Below are 24619 nucleotides of genomic sequence, written 5' to 3' on the forward strand. Positions count from 1 at the left end.
CCGCCCGCGCCCCGGCGCGGGGCGCACGGGCTGACACCGGCCGCGCCCACCCCCTTTCCCGCGCGCGCCACCATGGCGCGCCTTTTCCGACAAGCCCCCGCCCCATCGCATGGTCGATCCCGACGCCCCCTCCACCCTCAGCCCCTTCACCGCCGCCGATGGCGAAAACCTCGCCCTGCAGGACTGGCCGCTGCCCCACGCCGACGCGCGCGCCACCGTGCTGCTGGTGCACGGCCTGGGCGAACACGTGGGCCGGTACAACCGGCTCGCCCGGCGGCTGAACGCCTGGGGTTTTGCCGTGCGCGGCTACGACCAGTACGGCCATGGCGAATCCGGCGGGCTGCGCGGCGCCCTCACGCCGCCGAACCGGCTGATGGTGGACCTGGCCGACATCGTCGATGCGACGCGGGCCCGGATGCCGCCCGGCCAGCCGCTGGTGCTGCTGGGCCACAGCCTGGGCGGGCTGGTGGCGGCGGACTTCGTGGCGCAGGCGCTGCGCCCCGTGGACGCGCTGGTGCTGTCCTCCCCCGCGCTGGACCCGGACCTGAGCTGGACGCAGAAGTTCCTGGTGGCCACCCTGCCCCGCCTGCTGCCGAACCTGCGCCTGGCCACCGGGATCGACCCCGCCCACCTGTCCCACGACCCCGCCGTCGTCGCGGCCTACCGCGCCGACCCGCGCTGCCACGACCGCATCGGCGCCGGGCTCGCGCGCTTCATCGCCTACACCGGCCCGGCCGTCGTGGCCCGCGCCGCGCAATGGAGCGTGCCCACGCTGCTGATGTGGGCAGGCGCCGACCGGCTGGTCAACCCCGCCGGCAGCCGGGCCTTCGCCCGCGCCGCCCCACCGGGCGTGGTGCACGCGCAGGAGTTCGCCCTGGCGTACCACGAGCTGTTCAAGGAAAGCCCGGAGCACGCCGCGCCGGTGTTCGCGGCCTTGCAGCAATGGCTGGACGCCCGCTGCCCCCGCGCCAGCGGCCTGGAACAAAATCGGGCTCCAGCACAATAACCACTAGGGCATATTGCTATATTTTTAATAGCAACCTGCAGGCATTGCGCCGGTCCGGGTCACAGGAAAGCGGGAGGCCCCTTGTCGGCCTTGCTTTCCACCGGGTTGGCCAGCAGCCAGTTGGCCGGGTACTGGCGCATGAACTCCCGCGCCTTCTCCGGCCGGGCCGACAGCCAGGCGCCGTAGGCGCCCTCGTTGAGCAGGGCCGGCATGCGCTTTTCGCTGCCGGGCGGCTGGTAGCGGTGGATCAGCGCATGGCTGTTGGCGTTCACGGTGAGCACGGTGTAGCTGACCAGCTCCTCGCCCTCGGGGCCGGTCCAGCGGGCCCACAGCCCCGCCGCGCCCATCGGCAGGCCATCGACGCGCGCGATGCGCGTGGGCACGGCCTTGCCGCTGCGCCAGTCGTCCTCGAAAAACGCCGCCATGGGCACGATGCAGCGCTGGCCTTTCAGCCACGCCTCGCGGAACGGCGTGGCGGTGGAAACCGTCTCGGAGCGCGCGTTCACCAGCTTGGGGGCGCGCAGCCGCCCGTCGGAGGCCGATTTCACCCAGTGCGGCACCAGCCCCCACTGGGCGTGCACCAGTTCGCGCGCCAGCCGGGGCACCCCTTCCGCATCGGGAGCGGCATCGGGGCCTACATCCGGGTCTGCCCCGGCAATCGATTCAGCATCGCCCGGCGGGACATCGGTGGGCTCCGACCCGGGCGTGCCCAGCGGGGGCGCCACGGCGCGGATGAAGAAGCCGGGCTTGCGGGGCTTCACGTAGCGTTCGCCGCGCGTGTCCGGCGGCTCCACGCCGAAGGCCTCGCGGTAGGTTTCGGGCAGGGGCAGGGTCTCGTAGCGCGTGGTCATCCGGGGATCGTACCTGCGGCCCCGGCCGCCCCCGCCCCTTCCTCGCACGGGGCAGCCCAGACCGCCCGGTCGCGCCCCTGCGCCTTGGCCGCATAGAGCGCGCGGTCCGCCCGCTCCAGCGTCTGCTCGATCGACTCGCCCACCACGTGCTGCGCCAGGCCGATGGAGACGGTCAGGTGGATCGGCGCCGACCCCGGATGCGTGAGCCGCAGCGCCGAGACGGTGCTGCGCACCCGCTCCAGCAGCGCGCTGGCATCGGCCGGCTGGGTGTTGCACAGCATCAGCACGAACTCCTCGCCGCCCCAGCGCGAGAGCACGTCGGAGTCGCGCACGCTGGCTTTCACCGAGCGGGCGAAGGCCTGCAGCGCGCGGTCGCCCGCCGCATGGCCGTGGGTGTCGTTGATGGCCTTGAAATGGTCCAGGTCCAGCTGCACCAGCACCAGCGAATGCCCGCTGCGCGCGGTGCGGCGCTGCTCCAGCCGCATCAGCTCGATCATGTGGCGGCGGTTGAGCAGCCCGGTCAGTTCGTCGTGCGTGGCCAGCTCGCGGATGTGCTCCAGCGCCTCGGCCAGATCGTGCTTTTGCTGGCGCAGCTGCTGGCGCGTGGCCTGCACCCGCGTGGTGAGGAAGGTGCTGCCCACCAGCACCACGAGGATCATGATCGCGTAGGCGGCCGCCATCGCGGGGCCCTGGTGCAGGTCCTCGCGCAGTTCCAGCAGCACGCCCCCGGCCCCGAACGCCGCGAGCGAATAGAACAGCACGCCCACCATCTGCCGCGTGGACAGACCGAAGATCCCGAACATCAGGATCACCGCCAGGATCGGCAGCGTGATGCCCCGCGCCGGCCCCGCGATCACGAAGGCCGCGGCGTTGCAGGCCACGGCATAGAGCATCTGGAACAGCGTGAGCGAAGGGTCGCGAAAGCGCCGCGACACCCCGCTGCGGATCAGCGCGAACACCCCGATCAGGCCCGAGATGCAAAACAGAATCCACCAGCGGACCCATTGCGCATCCGCGATGCCCGCCCGCGCCACGATGTGCATCGCCAACACGCAGCACAGCATGAGCAGCCCCGCCAACCCCGCCATGGCCGAGCGCACGCGCAGGCGCCGTTCCGTGCCCAGCAGCCCATCGAGCACGCGGGACGGGGTCGGGAACAGGGCGCGGTCGCGCCATCTCGCAAGCCGTGGCGGCAAGGGGTCTCCTCGGAGTGGGTCGCAGGCCAGGCCGGCCATCGGGCGGCCCACGGCGCCGCCGGGTGGGCCAGCACCGATGGTGCCTGCGGGATTCTAGGAGTCCTGTCGCCCGCGCGCCCGCGCCGAGGCACGCGATGCGGGTTTACACCCATCCTTCTTGCTCAGCCTTGCAACGCCGCCCCCGCCCTGTCGCTGTCAGGGGACGGCCGCGAGCCGTTTCTTCATCGACGGTGCCGGGTGGAGCGCGTAGCCCCCGCGCTCGTAGAACGCGATGGCCTCGGGCCGTGCGTCCAGGAACACCACGGCCATGGCGCGCGCCTGCGCATCGGCTTCGGCGTAGGCCATCAGCGCCCGGCCGGCGCCGCTGCCCCGCACCGCGGCATCCACCACGAGGTCATCGACATGCAGGTAGGCACCGCGCGCCAGGGTCTGCACGGGCCGCATTCCCATGACCCCGACCAAGGCGCCGCCCTGGTAGGCGCCCACGAGTTCATAGCCGGTGCACGACTGCTGGCGCACACGCCGCAGGAACTCGGCCTCGTCCAGCGCGCGCAGCTGCGCCATCACCGGATGGGCGTCCTTCCACTGCGCAGGCAAAAGCCTCCGGATTTGCAGGGCAGCGTCGGGGTCTTGGGTCATGGCAATGGCACCTTTCATGCCGGCACCGGCTCCAGCACCGGCACGCCGCGGCGCTTGGCCACCGCGATGGGCGGGGCCCAGCGCGAGCCCTGGGGCTTCTTGCTGGTCACCAGGGTGATCTCGGCGGGCTCGAAGACTTCCAGGTTGTGGGTGATGGGCGTGGTCAGCACGTATTGCGCCTGGGTGGAGCGCAGAAAGTGGCCGACCAGCTGGATGTTGCGCACGTCCAGGTGGGCGAAGGGCTCGTCGATGAACACGAAGCCGCCCGAGCCGCTTTCCTCGTCCTTGAGCAGGCCCACGAGCAGGATGAGCGACTTGATGACCTGCTGGCCGCCCGAGGCCTCGCCGTCGTTCATGCCGATGCTGCCCTTGCCGTCGAACGCGAAGTGCACCTTGAGGCCCGCCTGCGCGAGCACGGTGTCGTCGTTCTCCAGCAGCGGCAGGTCGGCCGCGACCTCCACGCCGGCCAGCGCGCCCAGTTCCTGGATGTTCTTGCGGTAGCGCCGCACGGTGCTGCGCAGCACCTCGATGTAGCTCTCGCGCGCGTTGTGCACGGCGGTGCCGGCCTGGGCATTCTTGGCCTGGTGGTCCGACAGGCTCAGGGTCTGCTCGCGCACGGTGGTCTCCATGCGGCGGTGGCGCTCCTCCACCGTGGCGTCCTGCTCCCAGGTGTTGTGCTCCAGCTCCTGCTCCACGGACTGCAGCCGCAGGCGGGCCTGGGTGTCGTTGACGTATTCGTCCACCAGGGCCTCGCGCGTGGCCGGAGCGATCCAGCGCGGCGGAAAGCCGTGGCGCTGGCGCTGGCTGTGCCCGGCCGCGGCCACGTGGTTGCGCCGGCGGGCGGTCCATTCGTGCGCGGCGCGGTCGCTGTCGCTGCGGGCGCGCTGCAGTTGCTGCTCCAGCCGCTGGTGCTCGTCGGCGAAGGCGCGGTGGCGGTCGTGGGCGCGGGTGGCCTCGGTGTCCAGGCGCTGCCAGCGCTGGGCGGCGGCGATGCGTGCCTGCCTGGCCGCGGGCAGCACCTCGCGCGCCTGGGCGAACTCGTCGCTGCGGCGCGCCAGCTCTTCGGCGGCGCTGTGGCCTTCGAGCGCGCGGCGGGTGTCGGTGATCTGCCGCTTGAGTGCCAGCACGCGGTCCAGCACGGGCGCGAGCTGCGCATCGATCTGGGCCGCGTCGCGCTCGGCGGCGGCGCGGCGGGCATGCACGGCCGCGGCGCCGAACTGGTGCTCGCGCGGTTCCACCCACATGGAACGGGCGCCGCGCCCGTCGTGCATGTAGGCCTGCGGCGTGATCCAGGTGCCGCCCAGGCGCTTGCCCTCGCGCGGATCGGCCACGCAGCGCAGCTGCTGCATCTGCTGCACCAGCCAGCGCGGCACGGGCGCGGTGAATCGCACGTGGGACAGCAGCGTGCCGGGATCGCCCTTCAGGGCCTTCTCGCCCGGGCCGACGAGGTAGTGGCGGTAGCGCTCGCGCTCGCCGATCTCGTAGGCCTCGGCCAGGTCGCTGTCCTTGTCCAGCAGCACCACCCAGCGGTGGCCGCGCAGCACGCCTTCGATGGCGGCGCGCCATTGCTCGTCGGCCACCTCGACCACCTCGGCCACGAACCGGTGGCCGATGCCCTGGGCCACCAGGCGCTTGCGGAACTGCTGCACCTCGTGCGGCAGCGGCGGCAGGTGCTGGCCTTCCAGGGCCTGGAGGGCCTGCTGCGCGAGCTTGCGCCGCTGCTGCAGGGCCGATCGCTCGTCCTGCGCCTCGGCCTCTTCGGCCTGCAGCCGGGCCAGGTGGGCCTGCAGTTCGTCGGCGTTGCTGCCCTTGTCCACCAGCGCCAGCAGCTCCTGTTCGCGCTTGGCGAGTTGCTCCAGGGGCGATTCGTGGCGCGTGGCGTCGTCCAGCGCGGTGCGGGCCTCGTCGCGCTCGGCCAGCAGCCGGGTGGCGTCGGACTGGGCGCGGGCGCTTTCCTCGATCAGCGTGAGCAGGCGCTTGTTCTGCACGGCCTGGTCGGCCAGGGCGCTGCGGTGCTGGGTCTTTTGGCGGCGCAGTTCGCGCGCCTGCCTGGCCAGGGCCTCGCGCTCACCGTGCCAGGCCAGCACGGGCAGCACCTCGGTGGCCAGGCGCTCGCGCTCGGCCACCTTGAACTGCCAGCTCTGATAGCTGGCCACGCGGTTTTGCAGCTCGGCCAGTTGCGCGCGGCCGTGGTCGAGCTCGCGCTCGGCCTGGGCCATCTCGCGCACGAGCTGCTGCTGGTGCTCGCGCGCCTGGTCGTAGGCATCGAGCACCTGCTGGTCGCCGAACACATCGAACACCAGGCGCAGCAGCTCGCGCGGGCTGAATTCGCACAGGCGGTCGGTCTGGCCCTGCTCCAGCGAGAGCACGCGGGCGATGGCGGGCGACAGGCCCGCCGCGCCCAGCACGCGGCCCCAGGCCTCCACGCCCATGAACCCGAGGTCTTTCTCGGGCGTGTCGCGCAGTTGTTCGATGCCCACGTCGCCGTCGAGCAGGCAGTAGCGGCGCTGCCAGTCGCCGCCGTTGCGGTCGATGCGGCAGGCCAGCGTGACCTGGTCGCCGTACAGCAGGCGCCGCGCGAACGGGCGGCTGGAGGTCTGGCGGCCCTGGGGCCGGTTGTCCACCACGGCGCGCAGCCAGGCGGTCTGCGCGCCGGCGTGGCGCGCGTAGGTGCGGTAGTCGCGCGGGGCCGAGCAGCGCAGGCCCAGCAGGGTGCGCATGGCATCGAGCAGCGTGGTCTTGCCCGAGCCGTTGGGCCCGGCGATGGTGATGATGGACGCATCGAGCGGCAGGGCCACGCGCTGGCAGTAGTCCCAGTGGACGAGTTCGAGGGTTTGCAGGTGGAACATGGGGGCGCGGGGTTCGTCGTCGGTCAGGCGGCGGGCGCCGGGGTGGGGTCCGTGGCGGGCGCGGCAGCACCCGGCGTGGCGGCAGCGGCCTCGCTGCGCTCGCGCGCCAGCACGTCGGCCAGGGCGCCGTCGAGGATGCGCGGGGCCATCACGTCGTAATCGAGCAGCACGTCCAGCAGCGGGCCTTCGGCGATCTCGTCCTGGCGGCGCAGGATGAAGCCGTGGCGTTCCAGCAGCTTGAGGTTGGCATCGAGCCGCATCTTCTTGCCCAACTGGTTGCCGTAGTCCTCCAGCAGGGTCTTGTACGACAGCACGGGGCTCACCAGCCGCGCGGACGGCAGCGGCTTGGCGCCGGGGAACATGTCGTTCTGGCCCTCGTCGGCCTGCTCCACGCGGCTGGTCTGGCGCTCGCGTTTGGGTAAAACGATCAGCGCCCACAGCACCACCAGCAGCGCCTGCGCGTCGCGCGGCAGGTCGAGGTTGTTGTTGGCGTTGACGCCGGCCTCGCCCAGCACGGCGGTCTGCGCGGGCGGCAGCAGGGCCACGCTCACGTGGTCGGCGTAGATGCTGTCCATGAAGCGCAGGCCCACCTGGGCCAGGCGCTGCTCGACCAGGGCGAAGAGTTCGGCATCGACCAGCGCGCGCTTGACGCGCGGGTGGCTGCGCGGCAGCCAGCGGCGCGTGAGGAGTTCGGCAATCAGCAGGGCGGCATCGTCCATGGGGGTCTTCAAAGGGTCTCGGGGCCGGGGTTCGGCAAAGGATCGGGCGCGGTGGCAGCCTTGGCCGATGCGTCGGCCGGCACGGCGGTGGCGGGCACCATGCGGCCCTGGCTCAGCAGCTCCACCTGGGGATGGTCGATGGCCTCGGTGGCGGCCTCCCACTGCACGCGCCAGGGCAGGCGCGCCAGCGCGCCCGTGGCGCCCGGCAGCACGCCGGCCTGGGGGTCGCCCAGCAGGGGCAGCAGCTGGGCCTTGTAGGCCACCTGGGCGTAACGGGCATCGGCGGGCGTGGCGCCCAGCAGCGCCGCGGCCACGCCGTGCGGCGCTGCCTCGCCATCCCCTTCGATCGACCAGGCCTGCAGCAGGGCCGACAGGTCGCCCAGCTCGCTCGGCAGCGCCACGGCGGTGAGGTTGCCGGCGGGCGCCGGCTGCGCGCCGGGCAGTTCCTCGGCCGGTCCGGCGACGGGGCGGTCGCGTTCGAACTCGGCCTCGGTCACGTCCAGCAGCTCGTGCGGGGCCAGGGCCGACAGGCCCGCGGGCACGCCCAGGGCGCCGTCCAGCAGCGCATGGGGCGAGCGCACGGTCTGCAGCCAGCGCTTGACGTCGGTGCTGGTGATACCGGTGGTGCCCAGGGTCACGCGCTGGCGGTCCACCTGCTGCAGCGCGCGGTTGAACTGGCTGGCCATGGCCAGCAGCCGCGACTGGGCCTGCCCCAGCCCGCGCGCGGCGCGCTCCAGCGCGATGTGGCCGTGCGCGTGGCCGATGATGGCGGTGATGGCCTCGGAGGCGCGGTCGATCAGCACCGCCGCGCGGTCGTAGCGCTGGCGCGCGGCGCGCAGGCGGAACTCCGACCCGCTGGCGATGGCGTCGGCGAATTCGCCGTGCAGCCGGGTGAGCTGCGCCTGCAGCAGCTGCACCTGGCCCGCATCGAGCGCGCCGAGCTGGTTGGCGCCCACCACCTGGCCGAGCAGCGCGGCCAGCTCGCCGCCATCCTCGTCCCCGCCGCCGTCGCTGGCCAGGGGCGCCAGCAGGCCGGCCACGCGCTGCGCGAGCGGCGGCAGCGCGTAGGTGCGGGCGCTGTCGTCCCAGGCCAGCAGGCCCACGTCGCGAAAGCGCTTGAGCACGGTGTCCAGCGCCTCCGGGCGCAGGGCGTGGAAGATCTCGTCGATGCGCTCGCGCGCCAGCGTGGCCTCGCCCTGGCGCGCCAGCTGCAGGAAGGCCCACAGCCGCAGTTGCACCAGCGCCGCCGGGCCGTGGAACAGCCCGCTCAGCGCCTGGGTGACGGCCTGCTCGCGCGCAATGCGCCACAGCAGGGCCGAATCGCCCGCCGCATCGGCATCCCGGAAAAAGTCGAACAGCCCGCCCTCGTTCTCCGCCCCTCCAGGCCACGGCGCCTCGGCCGCCAACACAGTGCTCTCCATGCCGTCCTGTTCAGTGTTCCGTCGTCATTCGAAGGCCAGCTGCGCCAGCGCGGCGACCGAAGCGGTCTCGGCCCGCAGCACGCGCGCCCCCAGGCTGGCCGGCGCAAAACCGTGGGCCAGCGCCAGGTCTTCCTCCTGCGCGGTCAGCCCGCCTTCGGGGCCGTGCAGCACCTGCAAGCGGCTGGCACTGCCGACCGCCTCGCGCAGCGGGCGGGAGCCGTCCCGCAGCGACAGCACGAGGCGCGCCAGGCCGCCCTCCGCCGTATGGACCTGGGCCGCCTGCGCGCGCAGCCAGTCGGCCAGGGCCAGCGGGGCATGCACCTCGGGCACCCGGTTGCGCCCGCACTGCTCGCAGGCCGCCACGGCGATCGCCTGCCAGTGGGCCTGGCGCTTTTGCGCGCGCTCGCCCGACAGTTTCAGCACGCTGCGCGCGGCGGCCACCGGCTGGATGCTGGCCGCGCCCAGTTCGGCGGCCTTCTCCACGAGCCAGTCCATGCGCTCGTTGGCCGGCATGCCCACCACCAGGTGCACGGCGCGTGCGACCTCGCGCTCCACGGGGTCGTGCGCGCCAACCTCCACGTCCACATCGGAGCGGCCCATGCGGGTGATGGTGGCGGCGTATTCGCCCCCGCGCCCGTCGAACAGCGTGATCGCGTCGCCGGGCTGCAGGCGCAGCACCTGCACGTGGCGCGCGGCCGAGGGCGGCAGCGCCAGCGCGGCGCCGCCCGCCAGGGGCAAGGGGCAATGGAAACGGGGCATTTGCTACTATTTTTATAGCTACACGCCCTAGTACTGATTGCGGCGGTAGCGGTTTTGACTCAAACTCTTCCGAAAGCGAAGCCGGTGGCTTCCTGCGTGCCTTCGATCTCGTCCACCAGCCGCAGCAGCGGCTTGAGCTCGCGGTAGCGGCTGGCCGTCGAGCGGATGTAGCCGATGAAACGCGGCGTGTCCGCCAGGTACTTGGGCTTGCCGTCGCGCAGCGTGATCCGCGCGAAGATGCCAGCCACCTTCAGGTGCCGCTGCAGGCCCATCCATTCGACCGCGCGGTAGAACTCGCCGAAGTCCGCGCCCCAGCCGCTGGCACTCGCCGCACCGACCAATCCCGACTTTCGCGCTTTTTCCCAGTAACGCACGGTAATGTCGATGACGAAATCCTCTTCCCAGCTGATGAACGCATCGCGCAGCAGGCTGGCGATGTCGTAGGTGATGGGGCCGTGCACCGCATCCTGAAAATCCAGCACGCCCAGCGGACCGCCCGCGGGGGGCGCCATGAGGTTACGCATCATGAAGTCGCGGTGCACGAACACGCTGGGGGCTTCCAGATTGTTGGCGACCAGCACGTCGAAGGTCTTGGCGAGCACGCCCTGCTGCGCCTCTGTGAGCGCCAAACCGCGGTGGCGCGCCAGGTACCAGTCGGGAAAAAGGGCCAGTTCGCGCCGCAGCAGGGCCTCGTCGTAGGGCGGCAGCACGCCGGGGCGCGAGGCCTGCTGCCATTGCAGCAGCACGTCGCTGGCCTGCAGGTACCAGGCGTGCGCTGCCTCGGGCGCCGCGGGGTCGAGCCGCTCGATGACCGTCTGCGCGCCCAGGTCGGACAGCAGCATGAAGCCGTGGGCCTCGTCCCAGGCCAGCACCTCGGGCACGTGCAGGCCCGCGTCGGCCATCAGGCGCTGCACGTGGGCGAAGGGGCGGCAGTCCTCCTTGTCCGGCGGGGCGTCCATCACGATGCGGCTGGTGCCGTCGGCGGCGTCGATGCGCAGGTAGCGGCGAAAGCTCGCGTCCGCCGAGGCGGGGCGCACGCTCGCGGGGCGCAGGCCGTGCGTGGCGGCCAGCGGCGCCAGCCAGGCCTCGAACGCGGTGCGGCGGGCGGCGTCGGGCCAGGCGACGGCGGGAAAGGCGGGAGCGGCAGCCGCAGCGCCGGCCGGGGCCGGATCGGCCACGATGGGGGAAGGAGGGTGGCTCATGGATAATCCGATTTTACAAACCCGGCCTGCCCGGACCGGGTGGCCTGCGGTGCCTGCTCCGCGCCGCCGACCGGCTGATTCCATGGACATCCCTTCCTTGCCCGATCCGTTCCGACCGACGCCCCCCTTCCTGCCCGCCCGCCGCGGCGCTGCGGCCCGCCGTCCCTCGGCGCCCGCGTTCGAGCGCCGCGCGGTGGCCCGCCTGATCGCCTGGATGCTGTGCGGCGCGCCCCTGGCAGCGCTCGCCCAGTCGGAGGCGGAGCCCGGCGCGCCGGCCGTGCCCGAAGCGGCGCCCGCCCTGCGCGCCAGCCCCCTGCTGCAGGAAAAGATCCCCGAAGCCGTGCGCCCGCAGCTGCCGATCTTCGTGAAAGGCGACAGCGTGACCGGCCAGCCGGACATCAACGCCGTCGTCGAAGGCAATGCCGAACTGCGCCGCGGCGACACCATCATCCACGCCGACCGGCTGGAATACGCGGTGCCCGACGACCTCGCCAAGGCGCGCGGCCAGGTGCGCATCAACCGCGCGGGCAACGTGTACGAAGGCTCGGAGCTGGAACTGCGGGTCGACGCCTTCTCGGGCTATTTCGATGCCGCCAACTACCGCTTCCTGATGAACGGCGCCCACGGCGAGGCCAGCCGCGTGGACTTCATCGACCGCGACCGCTCGGTGGTGCACAACGCCACCTACACCACCTGCCAGAAGAACGACGAAGCCACCTGGCAGCCCGACTGGGTGCTGCGCGCGCGGTCGATCCGCATCGACAACGAAGAGCAGGTGGGCACGGCCGACGGCGCGGTGCTGGAGTTCAAGGGCCTGCCCATCCTGCCCATCCCGCACATCACGTTCCCGCTGTCCGACCGCCGCAAGTCGGGGCTGCTGCCGCCCACCGTGGCCATCGACAACGTGAGCGGCGTCGAGTACGCGCAGCCCTACTACTGGAACATCGCGCCCAACCGCGACGCCACCATCACGCCCACCGTCATGTCCAAGCGCGGCGTGAACCTGGGCGGCGAATTCCGCTACCTGGAGCCCACCTACCGGGGCGAACTGCGCGGCGATTACATGCCGAACGACAAGCTGCGCGACCGCGACCGCTGGGGCTACGGCCTCAAGCACAGCGGCACGTTCGACACGCCGCTGGGCGGCTTGAACTTCAACATGGACGTGAGCCGGGTCAGCGACGACAACTACTGGCGCGACTTCACGCGCAACGTGACCGGCATGACCCAGCTCACCCAGCGCCTGCTGCCCGGCGACGCCACGCTGTCCTGGGGCAAGGACGACATGTCGCTCAGCCTGCGCACCCTCAAGTGGCAGACGCTGCAGGACGTGAGCGCGCCCATCGTGCCGCCCTACGACCGCATGCCGCAGCTGCGCTGGGGCTACAACCCCACCATGCTGCCTTACGGCCTGGATGCCAGCGTGGAGGCCGACTACACCAGCTTCCATGCGGACCGCGCCCTCACCGGCCAGCCCAACGCCCAGCGCAGCTACGCCATGGCGCAGATCAGCCGGCCATTCCTCGCGCCCGCCGGCTTCATCACACCGCGCGTGCAGTTGCACGCCACGCAATACCAGTTCGACAGCCCGCTGGCCAACGGCCAGCGCAACGCGCAGCGCACGCTGCCCACGTTCAGCCTGGACAGCGGCCTGGTGTTCGAGCGCGATGCGCGCTACTTCGGCCGCAACTTCCTGCAGACGCTGGAGCCGCGCGCCTTCTACACCTACACGCCCTACCGCGACCAGAGCCTGCTGCCGGTGTACGACACGGCGGCGAACGACTTCAACTTCGCCACCATCTACACCGAGAACGGCTACGGCGGCAACGACCGCCTGGCCGACAACAACCTGCTCACCCTGGGCGTGACCACGCGGCTGCTGGACCCGGACGACGGCGCCGAGGCGGCCCGCTTCGGCATCGCCCAGCGGGTGCGGTTCTCCGACCAGAAGGTCGTGCTGCCCGGCGAGTCCACCGTCAGCGAACGGCTGTCGGACGTGCTGCTGGGCGCGGGCCTGAACTGGACGAAGCAGTGGGGCTTCGACTCCACGGTGCAATACAACCCCAAGACGGGCCGCTCCATCCGCTCCACCGTGGGCGCGCGCTACAACCCCAGCGCCTACCGCGTCATCAGCGCCGCCTACCGCCTGCAGCGCGGCACCAGCGAGCAGATCGACGTGGGCTGGCAATGGCCCATCAACGACCTGTGGGGCGACAAGGGCCAGGACCTCGGCCCGGGCCGTGGGCAGGGCCCTGGCCGCTGGTACACCGTGGGCCGCCTGAACTACAGCATGCAGGACCGCAAGCTGGTGGACACCGTGGTGGGCTTCGAATACGACAGCTGCTGCTGGGTCGGCCGCGTGGTGCTCGAGCGCCTGCAAAGCAGCGTGACCACGGCCAACACCCGGCTGCTGTTCCAGATCGAGTTCGTGGGCTTTTCCCGTCTCTCGCTCGGCTCCAACCCCCTCACCAGCCTGAAGCAGAACATTCCGCGCTACCAGTACCTGCGCGAGCAGACCAGCACGCCCAGCCGCTTCACCAATTACGACTAACCCGACACCTGCCAACCACATGAACCATCGCGCTTTCACCCTGGGCCTGGTGTGCCTGGCCACCCTGGCCTCCCTCGCACCCGCGGGCGCCTCCGCGCAAGGACTGCGCGCCTCGGACGCTGCCAGCGGCACCGGCGGTACCGGGCTGTCCTCGCGCGCCCTGCCGCCCGTCACCGTGCCCGACGCCCGCACCGGCGCAGACCGCAGCGGCATCCGCCAGGCGGACTACATCGTGGCCGTGGTCAACACCGCCCCCATCACCAACAACGAGGTGCAGACCCGCGTGGCCCGCGTCGAGCAGCAGCTGGCCGCCCAGGGCGGCGAGCGCCCGCCCCGGGACGTGGTGGCGCGCGAAGTGCTCGAACGCGTGATCAATGAAAAGATCCAGGTGCAGATGGCCAACGAGAGCGGCATCAAGGTGGACGACATCGCCGTCTCCCAGGCCGAGCAGTCGGTGGCGCGCCAGAACAACGTGAGCCTGGAGGAAATGCACCGCCGCCTCGCGATCGACGGCATCAGCAAGGACCGCTTCCGCGAAGAACTGCGCAACCAGCTGCTGGTGCAGCGCCTGCGCGAGCGCGACGTCGAAGCCCGGGTGCGCGTGAGCGACCTGGACGTCGACCAGTACCTGCGCGAGCAGCAGTCCGCTTCCGATCCGGCCAAGGTCGAACTCAACCTGGGCCACATCCTGGTGCTCGTGCCCGAGAACGCCAGCCCCGAGGTCGTGGAGCAGCGCCGGCTGCGCGCGCAGCAGGCGGCCGACAAGGTGCGCGCCGGCGACGATTTCGGCCAGGTGGCGCGCGAGTTCTCCGATGCGGCCGAAGGCGCCTCCGGCGGCCTGCTGGGCCTGCGCCCCGCCGATCGCTACCCCGAGCTCTTCGTGCGCTCGACCCAGCAGACGCCCGTGGGCGGCATCGTCGGCCCCGTGCGGTCGCCGGCCGGGTTCCACGTGCTGAAAGTGGTGGAAAAGACCAATGCCGCAGCCCCCACCGTGGCGGTGCAAAGCCATGCGCGGCACATCTTGCTGCGTGCCAATCCGCAGCTGACCGAGACCGCGGCGGCCGCACGGCTGGCCGACTACCGCCGGCGCATCCTGGCGGGCCAGGCAGACTTCGCCACGCTCGCGCGCGAGAACTCGCAGGACGGCAGCTCCAAGCAGGGCGGCGACCTCGGATGGGCCAGCCCGGGCCGCTACGTGCCCGAGTTCGAGGAAGCGCTCAATGCGCTCAAGCCCGGCGAGATCAGCGAGCCCATCGTCACGCGGTTCGGCGTGCACCTGATCCAGTTGCTGGAGCGCCGCGAGGCCAAGCTCACCCAGCGCGAACAGCGCGACATGGTGCGCGACGTGGTGCGCGAAAAGAAGCTGGACGAGGCCTACGCCACCTGGGCACAGGAAGCCCGGGCCCGCGCGTATGTGGAATACCGCGATCCGCCGCAATGACGCGCCGCCTGCCCACGCGCCTTCGCCGCGCAGCGCCATGAAGCACATCCCCCGCAAGCGCTTCGGCCAGCATTTCCTGTCGGACCACGGCATCATCGATGCCATCGTGCGCGCCATCGGCCCCGAGCCGGGCCAGCCCATGGTGGAGATCGGTCCCGGCCTGGCGGCCCTCACGCAGCCGCTGGTCGAGCGCCTGGGGCGCCTCACCGTGATCGAGCTGGACCGCGACCTGGCAGCGCGGCTGCGCCTGCACGGCCAGCTGGACGTGATCGAATCCGACGTGCTGAAGGTGGACTTCGCTCAGGTCGCCCAGTCGCTGAACGCGTCCAAGGTGCGCGTGGTCGGCAACCTGCCGTACAACATCTCCACGCCCATCCTGTTCCATCTGCTGGAGCAGGTCGACGTCATTCAGGACCAGCATTTCATGCTGCAAAAGGAAGTGATCGACCGCATGGTGGCGAGCCCCTCGACCGGCGACTACGGGCGGCTGTCGGTCATGCTGCAGTGGCGCTATGCGATGGAGGATGTGCTGTTCGTGCCGCCGGAGAGCTTCGATCCGCCGCCGCGCGTGGACAGCGCCGTCGTGCGCATGGTGCCCCATGCCTCGCCGGCCGCCGTATCGCCGGCGCTGCTGTCGGAACTGGTGCAGGTGGCCTTCAGCCAACGCCGCAAGCTGCTGCGGCACACGCTGGGCCGCTGGCTGCAGGAGCGCGCCTTCCCGGGCACCTTCGATACCCAGCGCCGGGCCGAGGAAGTGCCGGTGCACGAGTACGTGGCCCTGGCTCAGTCACTGCACCCTGCCTGAGCGCAGGCGGTGCAATGCGGGGACCGGGCCACCCGGCCCCCTGCACTGAAAAGAATCAAGCGCGGCAAGCATTGGCCTGAGGGCCTCGCCTGCTGCGCACTACCGCCTGGGATCAGGCGGCGGCAAGCCAATAACCCGCGTTGAACGGGCTGCTCATGCGCAGCGCCAGGGGCGATACGTCGACGAGCTTGTCGGTCGGCATTTTTTCCGCGGAAGGATCGACTGCGATTTCAATGGGCTGCGCTGCGGCGGTCTCGTTAGCCTCGTTCGCCCGTTCTGCCTGGCTGGTGGATGCAGAACGGGCTACAGAAAAGAATAGAAACACCGGAACGGTATCTTTCGATCGCTCCAGTAGTCCGCCGCTTCCCGGAAGATGTCGAGCAACTGCTCGCGTGCTTCCTTGTCGAACTTCACCGTGGTCGGGATCTGCTCCAGCACCACGATGAAGCCCGGTTGCGGGCCCGATTTATGCAATGGGTCCGTCATGCAGTCGTACAGCGCGTCGAAATTCTTTCCGAAGTGCGCCGGGAACATGAACTGGCCTGCGATCAGGTCCAGCACGTCCTGTTTGGTTTGTGCGTGTGCAAGGTTGGCGTACAGGAAGTGTTGGCCGAGCGCCTTGGCCGACTCTTGCAGGTCTTGCACGCGAAAAGCGCGAATAGACTGCACGATGTTGGGGCGCACGCCACGCAATGGGTTTTCCTGATCGTTACGAAGTGGCATTTCCATCTCCGCTGCTCTTTCTTTATGTAGTCACCAATGAGGAATATCCGGAAGTTCGGTCCAGCGGCCCGCCACCAAGGCGGGGGGCCGACAGGCGGGCAACCGATCGCGGCAATGCCGGCGAGCGCTTTTGGCGTCCAGCGTCATTCAACAATTTTTCGAAAGCTCGCGTAGTGGTCGCCGGTGTAGTAGCAGGCATCGGGAACGCGGGGCGCTCCTCCGCACACGATGCGCCGGGCACCACGGTTCTTCGCACCCGGCGTTCTGACGGTGTATTCGCGGTAATAGCCCCGTTTTTCCGGAGGCAGCAACCGTTCGCGATTGCCGAACACCGAACCATCCTTGTCGTAAGGAAATGGTCCACCTTCGCGGATAAGCCCGTAGGTTGCCCGCCCTTGCGGGGGCAACTCGGCCAGTGCGATGGTGGTCACTCCGTCGGAAGACGGGGGTTTTCGGGCCTGTCCCGTGGTCGGGACCAGAACGAACGCGGCACCCAGTACGCACGCAAGACCTGTCTTGTACGCCTGGATGGCGATAGCCTTCAGCATCAACTACACCTTTCAGAAACTACGGGTTTACCCGAAATTTCGAGCCGTTAGTTTGACTTAATCGCCCCCAAAAAGCAAGCGCCTGCCCAATAAATGGGCAGGCGCTTTCAAGGCCAAACGCGTCTAAAAGTTAGCGCTTGCTACGTCATCACCGCTCTACCGGGAGGCATTTGCATCAGCCACCGTGAGTGCCGTCATGTTGACGATGCGGCGCACGGTGGCGCTGGCTGTCAGGATGTGCACCGGTTCCGCCGCGCCCAGCAGCACGGGGCCGATGGCGATGCCGCCGCCGGCCGCCGTCTTGAGCAGGTTGTAGGAAATGTTGGCCGCATCGATGTTGGGCAGGACCAGCAGGTTGGCACTGCCGGCGAGCGTGCTGTGGGGCATGACCATGGCGCGCTGGGCCGCATCCAGGGCGACATCGCCGTGCATCTCGCCATCCACTTCGAGCCACGGCGCCTGGATGCGCAGCAGGTCGAGGGTTTGGCGCATCTTGACGGCGCTCGGCTGGTTGCTGCTGCCGAAGTTGGAGTGCGACAGCAGCGCGGCCTTGGGCTTGATGCCGAAGCGCATCATCTCTTCGGCCGCCATGACGGTGATCTCGGCCAGTTGCTCGGCCGTCGGGTCGTAGTTGACGTGCGTGTCCACCAGGAACACCTGCCGGTCGGGCAGAAGCAGGCCGTTCATGCAGGCGTAGGTGTTCACGCCGGCGCGCTTGCCGATCACCTGGTCGATGTAGTTCAGGTGCAGCGCCGTGTGGCCCCAGGTGCCGACGATGAGGCCATCGACCTCGCCCTTGTGCAGCAGCATGGAGCCGATCAGCGCCAGGCGGCGGCGCATCTCGATCTTGGCGATGGGCACGGTGATGCCCTTGCGCTCGGTCATGCGGTGGTATGTCTGCCAGAAGTCGCGGTAGCGGTGGTCGTTCTCGACGTTGACCACGTCGTAGTCCACGCCTTCCTTCAGGCGCAGGCCGAACTTCTCGATGCGCTGCGCGATGATGGACGGGCGCCCGATGAGCGTGGGCCGTGCGATCTTCTCGTCCACCACGATCTGCGCGGCGCGCAGCACGCGTTCTTCCTCGCCCTCGGCATAGGCCACGCGCTTCTTGGCAGCCGTCTTGGCGGCGGTGAAGATGGGCTTCATCGTGGTGCCGGAGGCATACACGAAGGTCTGCAGATGGTCGCGGTACGCGTCCATGTCGGTGATCGGGCGCAGGGCCACGCCGCTGTCGGCGGCGGCCTGGGCCACGGCCGGGGCGATCTTCATCATCAGCCGCGGGTCGAACGGCTTGGGGATCAGGTATTCGGGGCCGAAGGCCAGCGGCTCGCCCACGTACGCGGCGGCCACCACCTCGCTCTGCTCGGCCTGGGCCAGCTCGGCGATGGCGTGCACGGCGGCGATTTCCATCTCCAGCGTGATCGTCGTCGCGCCGCAGTCCAGCGCGCCGCGGAAGATGTAAGGGAAGCACAGGACGTTGTTGACCTGGTTCGGGTAGTCCGTGCGGCCGGTCGCCATCACGACGTCGCCGCGCACGGCGTGGGCGTCTTCGGGCGTGATCTCGGGGTTGGGGTTGGCCAGCGCGAAGATGACCGGGCGCGCGGCCATCTTGGCCACCATGGCAGGCTTGAGCACGCCGCCAGCGGAGAGGCCCAGGAACACGTCGGCGCCCTCAATGACTTCGGACAGGCTGCGGGCTTCGGTCTTCTGGGCGAACAGGATCTTGTCCTCGTCCATCAGCTCGGTGCGGCCCTCGTAGACCACGCCGGCCAGGTCGGTGACGAAAACGTTCTCGCGCTTCAGGCCCACCTTCAGCAGCAGGTTCAGGCAGGCGAGTGCTGCGGCACCCGCGCCCGAGGTGACGAGGCGCACGGAACCGATGTCCTTGTTCACCACCTTCAGGGCGTTGAGCATGGCGGCGGCCACCGTGATGGCGGTGCCGTGCTGGTCGTCGTGGAAGACAGGGATGTTCAGCCGCTTGCGCAACTCGCGCTCCACGTAGAAGCACTCGGGCGCCTTGATGTCTTCCAGGTTGATGGCGCCGAAGGTCGGCTCCAGCGCGGCGATGACCTCGACGAGCTTGACCGGGTCCTTCTCGTTGATCTCGATGTCGAACACGTCCACGCCGGCGAACTTCTTGAACAGGACGCCCTTGCCTTCCATGACGGGCTTGGAAGCCAGCGCGCCGATGTCGCCCAGTCCGAGAACCGCCGTGCCGTTGGTGACCACACCCACCAGATTGCCGCGGCTCGTGTACCTGAAGGCGGCGTTGGGGTCCTTGACGATCTCCTCGCAGGGGGCGGCGACGCCGGGCGAGTAGGCCAGGGCCAGGTCGTGCTGGTTGACCATCTGCTTGGTGGCGGCGATCGCGATCTTGCCGGGCTTGGGAAACTCGTGGTACTCGAGGGCGGCACGCCGCAGCAAAGCACGTTTGTCGGGCGTCGGGTTCACCGGTGGGGTCTCGGACATCAAGGTCTCCAGCTCTGGGAAGAGTGCCAGGCCGCGCCGCCAGGGCGCTTCGGGGCGGTTGTAGGTTCTTAGGGTGTGCGATTGTAGTCAGCCTGCCATCCAGACCCTGGTACGCAATTGTGCTTAATCCGGGTGAAACACCCGTGACCTGCGCCGCCCCGCCGCCCGTCCCCAAACGCAGCGCGCCGCTCAGGCCGGATCGAGCGGGAACACCGGCCGGCGCACGTTCCTGAACGGGAACAGCGCGTAGTTGGAGCTCGTCACCCCCGTGGGGCTGTCGCACTCGACCAGCGCGTGCGACAGCGGCACGAACACCGGGCGGCAGTACATGCGCGACTTGAGCAGCACGAAGCGGTGGGCCGTGGGGTCCAGGCCAACGCAGGAGAACACGCCCAGGTCCCACGGCTCGTGCGTGCGCTCGGTCACCACGATGCGCGCCGCGCCGGTATCGAACAGCACCGTGCGTCCCATGGCGCAGCGCTGGCCGGTGTAGATGGGGCCGGTCACCGTGTATTCGCCGTCGCTGACGGCCACCACCGTGCCCTCGACCGCCACGGGCGTCTTGGCCACGCCGAGCTGCGTGAGCGGCACCTTGTTGCCCAGCGGCACGGCGACGCGCGCGCCGACGCCGGCCGCCACCAGAGCGGCGACCGCCTCGGGATCGCACAGTGGGCCCACGGCGATGTCTTCCAGCCCGTTGGCGAGCGCCGCCTGCAGCACATCCATGGCATCGCAGGTGCCGCCGGACATGCAGTTGTCGCTGTGGTCCAGCAGCAGCACGGGGCGGTCCGCGCCCACGGCCAGGGCCTGCGCGCGCTGCAGGGACTGATCTAGCGGCTCGCTGTCGTAGACGAACTCGGCGCGCTCGCTCCAGATGGCAGCAGCGATGCGGTCGGCGGCCGCCTGGGCCGGCTCGGGATCGTCGGCCGGGGCCGTGACCACCACGCTCATGCACGGCGCCTCGATATCGGCGAGCGAAAAGCCGGCGAACACCGTCACCGCCGGAATGCCGCCCGCCTCGGCCGCGCGGGCCGCGTCCACCGCGCGCAGCATGGCACCCTGCAGCGTGGTGCTGCGCAGCGTGTGGCCCATCATGGGCAGCGGGTGCCAGCGCACGGTGTAGTGCGCCTGGCCGTGCAGCATGGCCAGCAGCAGGCGCCCGGCGTGTTCGCCGGTTTCGTACATGTCGATGTGCGGGTAGGTCTTGAAGCCCACCATCACGTCGGCATTGGCGACCATCTTGGGTGTGATGTTGCCGTGCAGGTCCAGCGCCACGCCGACGGGCACGCCCGGTGCGGCGGCCCGCACGCGCTCCAGCAGGTCGCCTTCGCCGTCGGGGCTGTTCTCGGCCACCATGGCGCCGTGCAGGTCCAGCAGGATGGCATCGCAGCCCGGGGCGGCGTCCACGATGCGGCGGGTCAGTTCGTCGTAGGCTGCGGCATGCACCGGCCCGCTGGGGTTGGCCATGGCCGACACGGGCGTGACCAGCGTGGCGCCCAGCCCCTTGGCCAGATCGATGAACGCCGCCATGGCCGTGCGCATGCCCTCGTTCTCCTGCAGCGCCTGCGCGCCATAGGCGGGCGAAAAGGCCTCCAGCGGCGTGGGCACGGGCGAGAAGGTGTTGGTCTCGTGGTTGAGCCGCGCGATCAGGATCTTCATTCCGCCACCCCCGCGCTGCGCAGCATGGCCTGCAGCAGCACGTTGCAGCCGGCCTCCAGGTGCTCGGGCCGGGCGTCTTCGATCTCGTTGTGGCTGATGCCGTCCGCGCACGGCACGAAAACCATGGCGGTGGGCGCCAGGCGCGCCAGGTACACGGCGTCGTGCCCGGCGCCGCTCACCACGTCCATGGCGGTGTAGCCCAGGGCCTGGGCGTCGGCGCGCACGCCCTCGACCAGCGCCGGAGCGAAGGGCTGCGGCGGAAAGTACACGACCTGCTCCACGGCCACCGGCGTGCGGTGGGCCGCGCTGATGCGCTCGCAGGCAGCGCGCAGGGCCGCGTCCATCTGCAGCAGCACCGCGTCGTCGGCGGCGCGCAGGTCCACGGTCATGCGCACGCTGCCGGGGATGACGTTGCGCGAGCTGGGGAAGACGTCCAGCACGCCCACCGTGCCGCGCGCATGCGGGGCGTGGTCGAGGGCGATGCGATTGACCTCGGCCACCAGGCGGCTCGCCGCCAGCAGCGCGTCGCGGCGCAGCTCCATCGGCGTGGGACCGGCGTGGGCCTCCATGCCCTGCACGGTCACGTCGTACCAGCGCTGGCCCAGCGCACCCTGCACCACGCCGATCACGCAGTCGTTGGCCTCAAGCACCGGCCCCTGCTCGATGTGCGCCTCGAAATACGCACCCACCGCGGGCGTGGGAGCCGGCGTGCCGGCGTACCCGATGGCGGCCAGCGCCTCGGCCACGCTGGTGCCCTGCGCATCGCGCTGGGCTAGCGCATGCTCGAGCGTGAAGGCCCCGGCGAACACGCCCGAGCCCATCATCACGGGCACGAAGCGCGAGCCTTCCTCATTGGTCCACACCGCCACCTCGATGGGTGCCTCGGTGTCGATGCCCGCATCGTTGAGGCTGCGCACCACCTCCAGGCCGGCCAGCACGCCGTAGTTGCCATCGAACTTGCCCCCCGTGGGCTGCGTGTCGATGTGGCTGCCGGTCATCACCGGGGGCAGGGCATCGTTGCGGCCCGCGCGGTGCGCGAAGAGATTGCCGATGGCGTCGATGCGAACGCTGCAGCCGGCCTCGCGCGCCCAGCGCACGAAGAGGTCACGGCCTTCGCCGTCCAGCGCCGTGAGCGCCAGCCGGCACACGCCGCCCTTGGGGGTGGCGCCGATGCGCGCCAGGTCCATCAGCGATTGCCACAGGCGCGCGCCGTTCACACGGGGCTGCAGGGCAGGAGAAAGGGTCTTCATGTCCACGGTGGTGATCCTGAAAGAGAAAGCAGAAGCAGAAAGCCGGTTTCGAACGGGCAGGCTCAGGCCAGGCCCACGCCCAGGTAGCGGTCCTTGGTGGCCTCGTCGGCCAAGAACGCGGCGTTGCCGGCCTCGTGCACGATGGCGCCCTGCTCGATGATGTAGTGGCGGTCGGCCAGTTGGGTGCAGACCTCCAGGTTCTGCTCCACCAGCAGGATGGCCACGCCAGCGGCCTTGATGGCTTGGAGCTGGGCCACGATCTCCTCGACGATCACGGGGGCCAGGCCCTCGACGGGCTCGTCGAGCATGAGCAGGCGCGGCGCGTTCATCAGCGCGCGGCCGATGGCCAGCATCTGCTGCTCGCCGCCCGACAGCTGCCCGCCGCCGTTGCGGCGCCGCTCCTTGAGGCGCGGAAAGATGCGGTAGATATCGGCCAGTTGCCAGGGCGACTGCTTGCGCAGGCCCAGCAGCAGGTTCTCCTCCACCGTCAGCAGCCGGAAGATGCCCCGGTGCTCCGGCACCAGGCACACGCCGCGCTGGGCGATGCGGTGCGCGGGCAGGCCCTGCACGTCGTCGCCCATGAAGCGCACGCGCCCCTGGCTGGGCGGCACCACGCCGCAGATGGCCTTGAGCGTGGTGGTCTTGCCCGCGCCGTTGCGCCCGAGCAGCGTGACCAGTTCGCCATCGTTCACGTGCAGGTCCACGCCCTGCAGCACATGGCTCTTGCCGTAGTGGGCGTGCAGCCCTTCGATCTGCAGGATCGTCATGCCTTGCCCCCGGTGATCATGTTGCCCAGATAGGCGCTGCGCACCCGCTCGTCGCTGCGGATGGCGTGCGGGTGCCCCTCGGCCAGCACGCGGCCCTGCTGCATCACGGTGACGGTGTCGGAGATGTCCATCACGATGTTCATGTTGTGCTCGATGAGCACCACGGTGTGCTCGTCCTTGAGGCCCTGGATCAGCCGCTTCATGTCGTCCAGGTCGTCGATGCCCATGCCCGAGGTGGGCTCGTCCAGGAAGATGGCTTTCGGCCCCGCCGCCAGTGCCATGCCCACCTCCAGCCGCCGCTGCTGCCCGTGCGAGAGGTTGCCGACCGGCGTGTCCGCATGGCGCTCCAGGCCGAGGCGTGCCAGCACGCTGGCCACCACGTCGGCGCGGGAGCGAGGGCCCACGGGCGCGCTCCAGCAGTTGAGGGCCTGCGCGGGCGCGGTGCCCTGCGCGGCCAGGCGCAGGTTCTCGCGCACGGGCAGGGTGAGGAACAGGCTGGTGACCTGGAACGAGCGGGCCATGCCGCGCTGCACGCGCCGGTGGTCGGGCTCGCGCGTCACGTCGTGGCCGTCGAACACGATGCGCCCACCGCTCACGCCCTTAGTGCCGGTGAGCATGTGGAACAGCGTGGTCTTGCCCGCGCCGTTGGGGCCGATCACCGAATGCACGGTGTTCGCGCGCACCTTCAGGTCCACGCCCGAGAGCGCGGCGAACTTGTCGTAGCGCTTTTCCACGCCGATGGCTTCCAGCAGGATGGGTGCGGCGGTCATGCTTTGTCTCCCGTGCCGGCGGCGGTGGCGTTCGCGCCGCCCTGGAGGCCGCGCAGGCGCCCCCATGCGGATTCCAGCAGGCCCCAAAGCCCGCGCTGCATGCCCAGGCTCACCGCCATCAGCACCACGCCCAGCAGCAGCAGCCAGCGCGGCCACAAGGTGGAGAGCCAGTCGCCCACGATGAGGTAGAAGGCCGATCCCAGCAGCGAGGCCAGCAGGTTGCCGGTGCCGCCGATCACCGTCATCACCAGGATCATCTCGCTCGTGTGGTACTCGGCACTCGCCAGCGGGGCGATGCCGGTCATCATGGCGTGCAGCGCGCCGGCCAGGCCCGTTACCGCGCCCGAGATCACGAACGCCTGCAGCTTGAGCAGCCGCAGGTTGTAGCCGATGGCGCCCGCGCGCTCCTCGTTGTCGCGCACGGCCAGCAAGGTGCGCCCGAAGATCGACGCCGACACCTTCTGCAGCAGCCAGAAGGCCAGCAGGAACACCACCGCCACGAAGCCGTAGTACTGCCAGGGCGACTGCAGTGGCCACAGCGTGAACCCGCCCACGGCCAGCGAGGGGCGCGGAATGTCCATCAGGCCGTTGTCCCCGCCCGTGAGGCTGGGCAGGGAATAGGCCAGGAAATAGAACATCTGCGCGAACGCGAGCGTCAGCATCACGAAGTAGGTGCCGCGCTGGCGGATGGCCACCCAGCCCACCAGGGCCGCGCCCAGCGCGCCCGCCGCCACGGCGAGCGCCAGCGCGAGCGGCATGGGCAGCGGCCACCGCGTGAGCGTGAGGGCGATGGTGTAGCTGCCCAGCCCGAAGAAGATGCCCTGCCCGAAGGACAGCAGCCCCGTGTGGCCCAGCAGCAGGTTGCAGCCCATGGCCGCCAGGCCGTAGATCAGCACCTCGCTGGCGAGCGAGCCCGACTGCATGGTGAGCGGCATCGCCAGCACGAAGGCCAGGGCCAGCAGCAGGTGGAAGTGTTTGCGCAAGATCGTCATGG

The 24619-nt window shown here is 70.2% G+C and carries 21 protein-coding genes; 4 read left to right on the plus strand and 17 right to left on the minus strand.

Annotated features, from left to right (window positions below; genetic code table 11):
- Positions 1 to 109: 109 nt before the first annotated feature.
- Positions 110 to 1006, plus strand: a complete 897-nt coding sequence (locus AVKW3434_RS19285) for an alpha/beta hydrolase (RefSeq protein WP_284407105.1) — start codon at positions 110 to 112, stop codon at positions 1004 to 1006.
- Between the two features lie 59 nt (positions 1007 to 1065).
- On the opposite strand, the gene AVKW3434_RS19290 is transcribed toward AVKW3434_RS19285, so the two are convergent.
- From AVKW3434_RS19290 to AVKW3434_RS19325, 8 genes are all read right to left on the minus strand, one after another.
- Positions 1066 to 1857, minus strand: coding sequence for an SOS response-associated peptidase (locus AVKW3434_RS19290; protein WP_284407106.1), 792 nt, complete (start codon positions 1855 to 1857; stop codon positions 1066 to 1068).
- On the minus strand, positions 1854 to 3053 hold the full coding sequence (locus AVKW3434_RS19295; protein WP_349816842.1) for a GGDEF domain-containing protein: 1200 nt from the start codon (positions 3051 to 3053) through the stop codon (positions 1854 to 1856). Before AVKW3434_RS19295 ends, AVKW3434_RS19290 begins: the two co-directional genes overlap by 4 nt.
- A 195-nt stretch (positions 3054 to 3248) precedes the next feature.
- Entirely contained in the window at positions 3249 to 3692 is a 444-nt protein-coding gene (locus AVKW3434_RS19300) for a GNAT family N-acetyltransferase (protein ID WP_284407107.1), read from the minus strand.
- A gap of 14 nt (positions 3693 to 3706) precedes the next feature.
- Entirely contained in the window at positions 3707 to 6541 is a 2835-nt protein-coding gene (locus AVKW3434_RS19305) for an ATP-binding protein (protein ID WP_284407108.1), read from the minus strand.
- A gap of 23 nt (positions 6542 to 6564) precedes the next feature.
- Entirely contained in the window at positions 6565 to 7260 is a 696-nt protein-coding gene (locus tag AVKW3434_RS19310) for a hypothetical protein (protein ID WP_284407109.1), read from the minus strand.
- A gap of 8 nt (positions 7261 to 7268) precedes the next feature.
- Positions 7269 to 8681, minus strand: a complete 1413-nt coding sequence (locus AVKW3434_RS19315; protein ID WP_284407110.1) for a hypothetical protein — start codon at positions 8679 to 8681, stop codon at positions 7269 to 7271.
- A 24-nt stretch (positions 8682 to 8705) separates the two neighbouring features.
- Positions 8706 to 9440, minus strand: coding sequence for a 16S rRNA (uracil(1498)-N(3))-methyltransferase (locus AVKW3434_RS19320; protein ID WP_284407111.1), 735 nt, complete (start codon positions 9438 to 9440; stop codon positions 8706 to 8708).
- 59 nt (positions 9441 to 9499) lie between these two features.
- On the minus strand, positions 9500 to 10642 hold the full coding sequence (locus AVKW3434_RS19325) for an aminoglycoside phosphotransferase family protein (protein ID WP_284407112.1): 1143 nt from the start codon (positions 10640 to 10642) through the stop codon (positions 9500 to 9502).
- Positions 10643 to 10724: 82 nt separating this feature from the next.
- On the opposite strand from AVKW3434_RS19325, the gene AVKW3434_RS19330 reads away from it, so the two are divergent.
- Genes AVKW3434_RS19330 through rsmA form a run of 3 tightly spaced genes read left to right on the plus strand, consistent with a single transcriptional unit; the run spans position 10725 to position 15439 of the window.
- Positions 10725 to 13193 (plus strand): LPS-assembly protein LptD, encoded by a 2469-nt coding sequence (locus AVKW3434_RS19330; protein WP_284407113.1) that lies wholly within the window; start codon positions 10725 to 10727, stop codon positions 13191 to 13193.
- A 19-nt stretch (positions 13194 to 13212) separates the two neighbouring features.
- A complete protein-coding gene (locus tag AVKW3434_RS19335) occupies positions 13213 to 14634 on the plus strand; it encodes a peptidylprolyl isomerase (RefSeq protein WP_284407114.1) in 1422 nt (473 codons plus the stop codon).
- A gap of 37 nt (positions 14635 to 14671) precedes the next feature.
- On the plus strand, positions 14672 to 15439 hold the full coding sequence (gene rsmA / locus AVKW3434_RS19340; protein WP_284407115.1) for a 16S rRNA (adenine(1518)-N(6)/adenine(1519)-N(6))-dimethyltransferase RsmA: 768 nt from the start codon (positions 14672 to 14674) through the stop codon (positions 15437 to 15439).
- A 112-nt stretch (positions 15440 to 15551) separates the two neighbouring features.
- Here rsmA and AVKW3434_RS19345 read toward each other — a convergent pair whose 3' ends face one another.
- The 9 genes from AVKW3434_RS19345 to AVKW3434_RS19385 form a co-directional block, all read right to left on the minus strand.
- Positions 15552 to 15764: a hypothetical protein gene (locus AVKW3434_RS19345; protein WP_217640151.1), complete on the minus strand. Its 213-nt coding sequence runs from the start codon at positions 15762 to 15764 to the stop codon at positions 15552 to 15554.
- Complete coding sequence (locus tag AVKW3434_RS19350) at positions 15743 to 16168, minus strand: barstar family protein (protein WP_092742419.1); 426 nt, start codon at positions 16166 to 16168, stop codon at positions 15743 to 15745. Before AVKW3434_RS19350 ends, AVKW3434_RS19345 begins: the two co-directional genes overlap by 22 nt.
- 137 nt (positions 16169 to 16305) lie before the next feature.
- Complete coding sequence (locus AVKW3434_RS19355) at positions 16306 to 16710, minus strand: guanyl-specific ribonuclease (protein ID WP_272566361.1); 405 nt, start codon at positions 16708 to 16710, stop codon at positions 16306 to 16308.
- A gap of 156 nt (positions 16711 to 16866) precedes the next feature.
- Positions 16867 to 19179, minus strand: a complete 2313-nt coding sequence (locus tag AVKW3434_RS19360; RefSeq protein ID WP_284407116.1) for an NADP-dependent malic enzyme — start codon at positions 19177 to 19179, stop codon at positions 16867 to 16869.
- A gap of 189 nt (positions 19180 to 19368) precedes the next feature.
- Entirely contained in the window at positions 19369 to 20838 is a 1470-nt protein-coding gene (locus AVKW3434_RS19365; RefSeq protein ID WP_284407117.1) for a M81 family metallopeptidase, read from the minus strand.
- Entirely contained in the window at positions 20835 to 22088 is a 1254-nt protein-coding gene (locus AVKW3434_RS19370) for a Zn-dependent hydrolase (protein ID WP_284407163.1), read from the minus strand. The genes AVKW3434_RS19365 and AVKW3434_RS19370 overlap by 4 nt, the downstream gene beginning before the upstream one ends.
- 62 nt (positions 22089 to 22150) lie before the next feature.
- Positions 22151 to 22855, minus strand: coding sequence for an ABC transporter ATP-binding protein (locus AVKW3434_RS19375; protein WP_272550174.1), 705 nt, complete (start codon positions 22853 to 22855; stop codon positions 22151 to 22153).
- Positions 22852 to 23625 (minus strand): ABC transporter ATP-binding protein, encoded by a 774-nt coding sequence (locus AVKW3434_RS19380; RefSeq protein ID WP_284407118.1) that lies wholly within the window; start codon positions 23623 to 23625, stop codon positions 22852 to 22854. The genes AVKW3434_RS19375 and AVKW3434_RS19380 overlap by 4 nt, the downstream gene beginning before the upstream one ends.
- Complete coding sequence (locus tag AVKW3434_RS19385; protein WP_284407119.1) at positions 23622 to 24617, minus strand: branched-chain amino acid ABC transporter permease; 996 nt, start codon at positions 24615 to 24617, stop codon at positions 23622 to 23624. The genes AVKW3434_RS19380 and AVKW3434_RS19385 overlap by 4 nt, the downstream gene beginning before the upstream one ends.
- Between the last annotated feature and the right edge of the window lie 2 nt (positions 24618 to 24619).

Origin of the sequence: Acidovorax sp. SUPP3434, from assembly GCF_030159015.1 — a bacterium.
Classification (GTDB): domain Bacteria; phylum Pseudomonadota; class Gammaproteobacteria; order Burkholderiales; family Burkholderiaceae_C; genus Paracidovorax.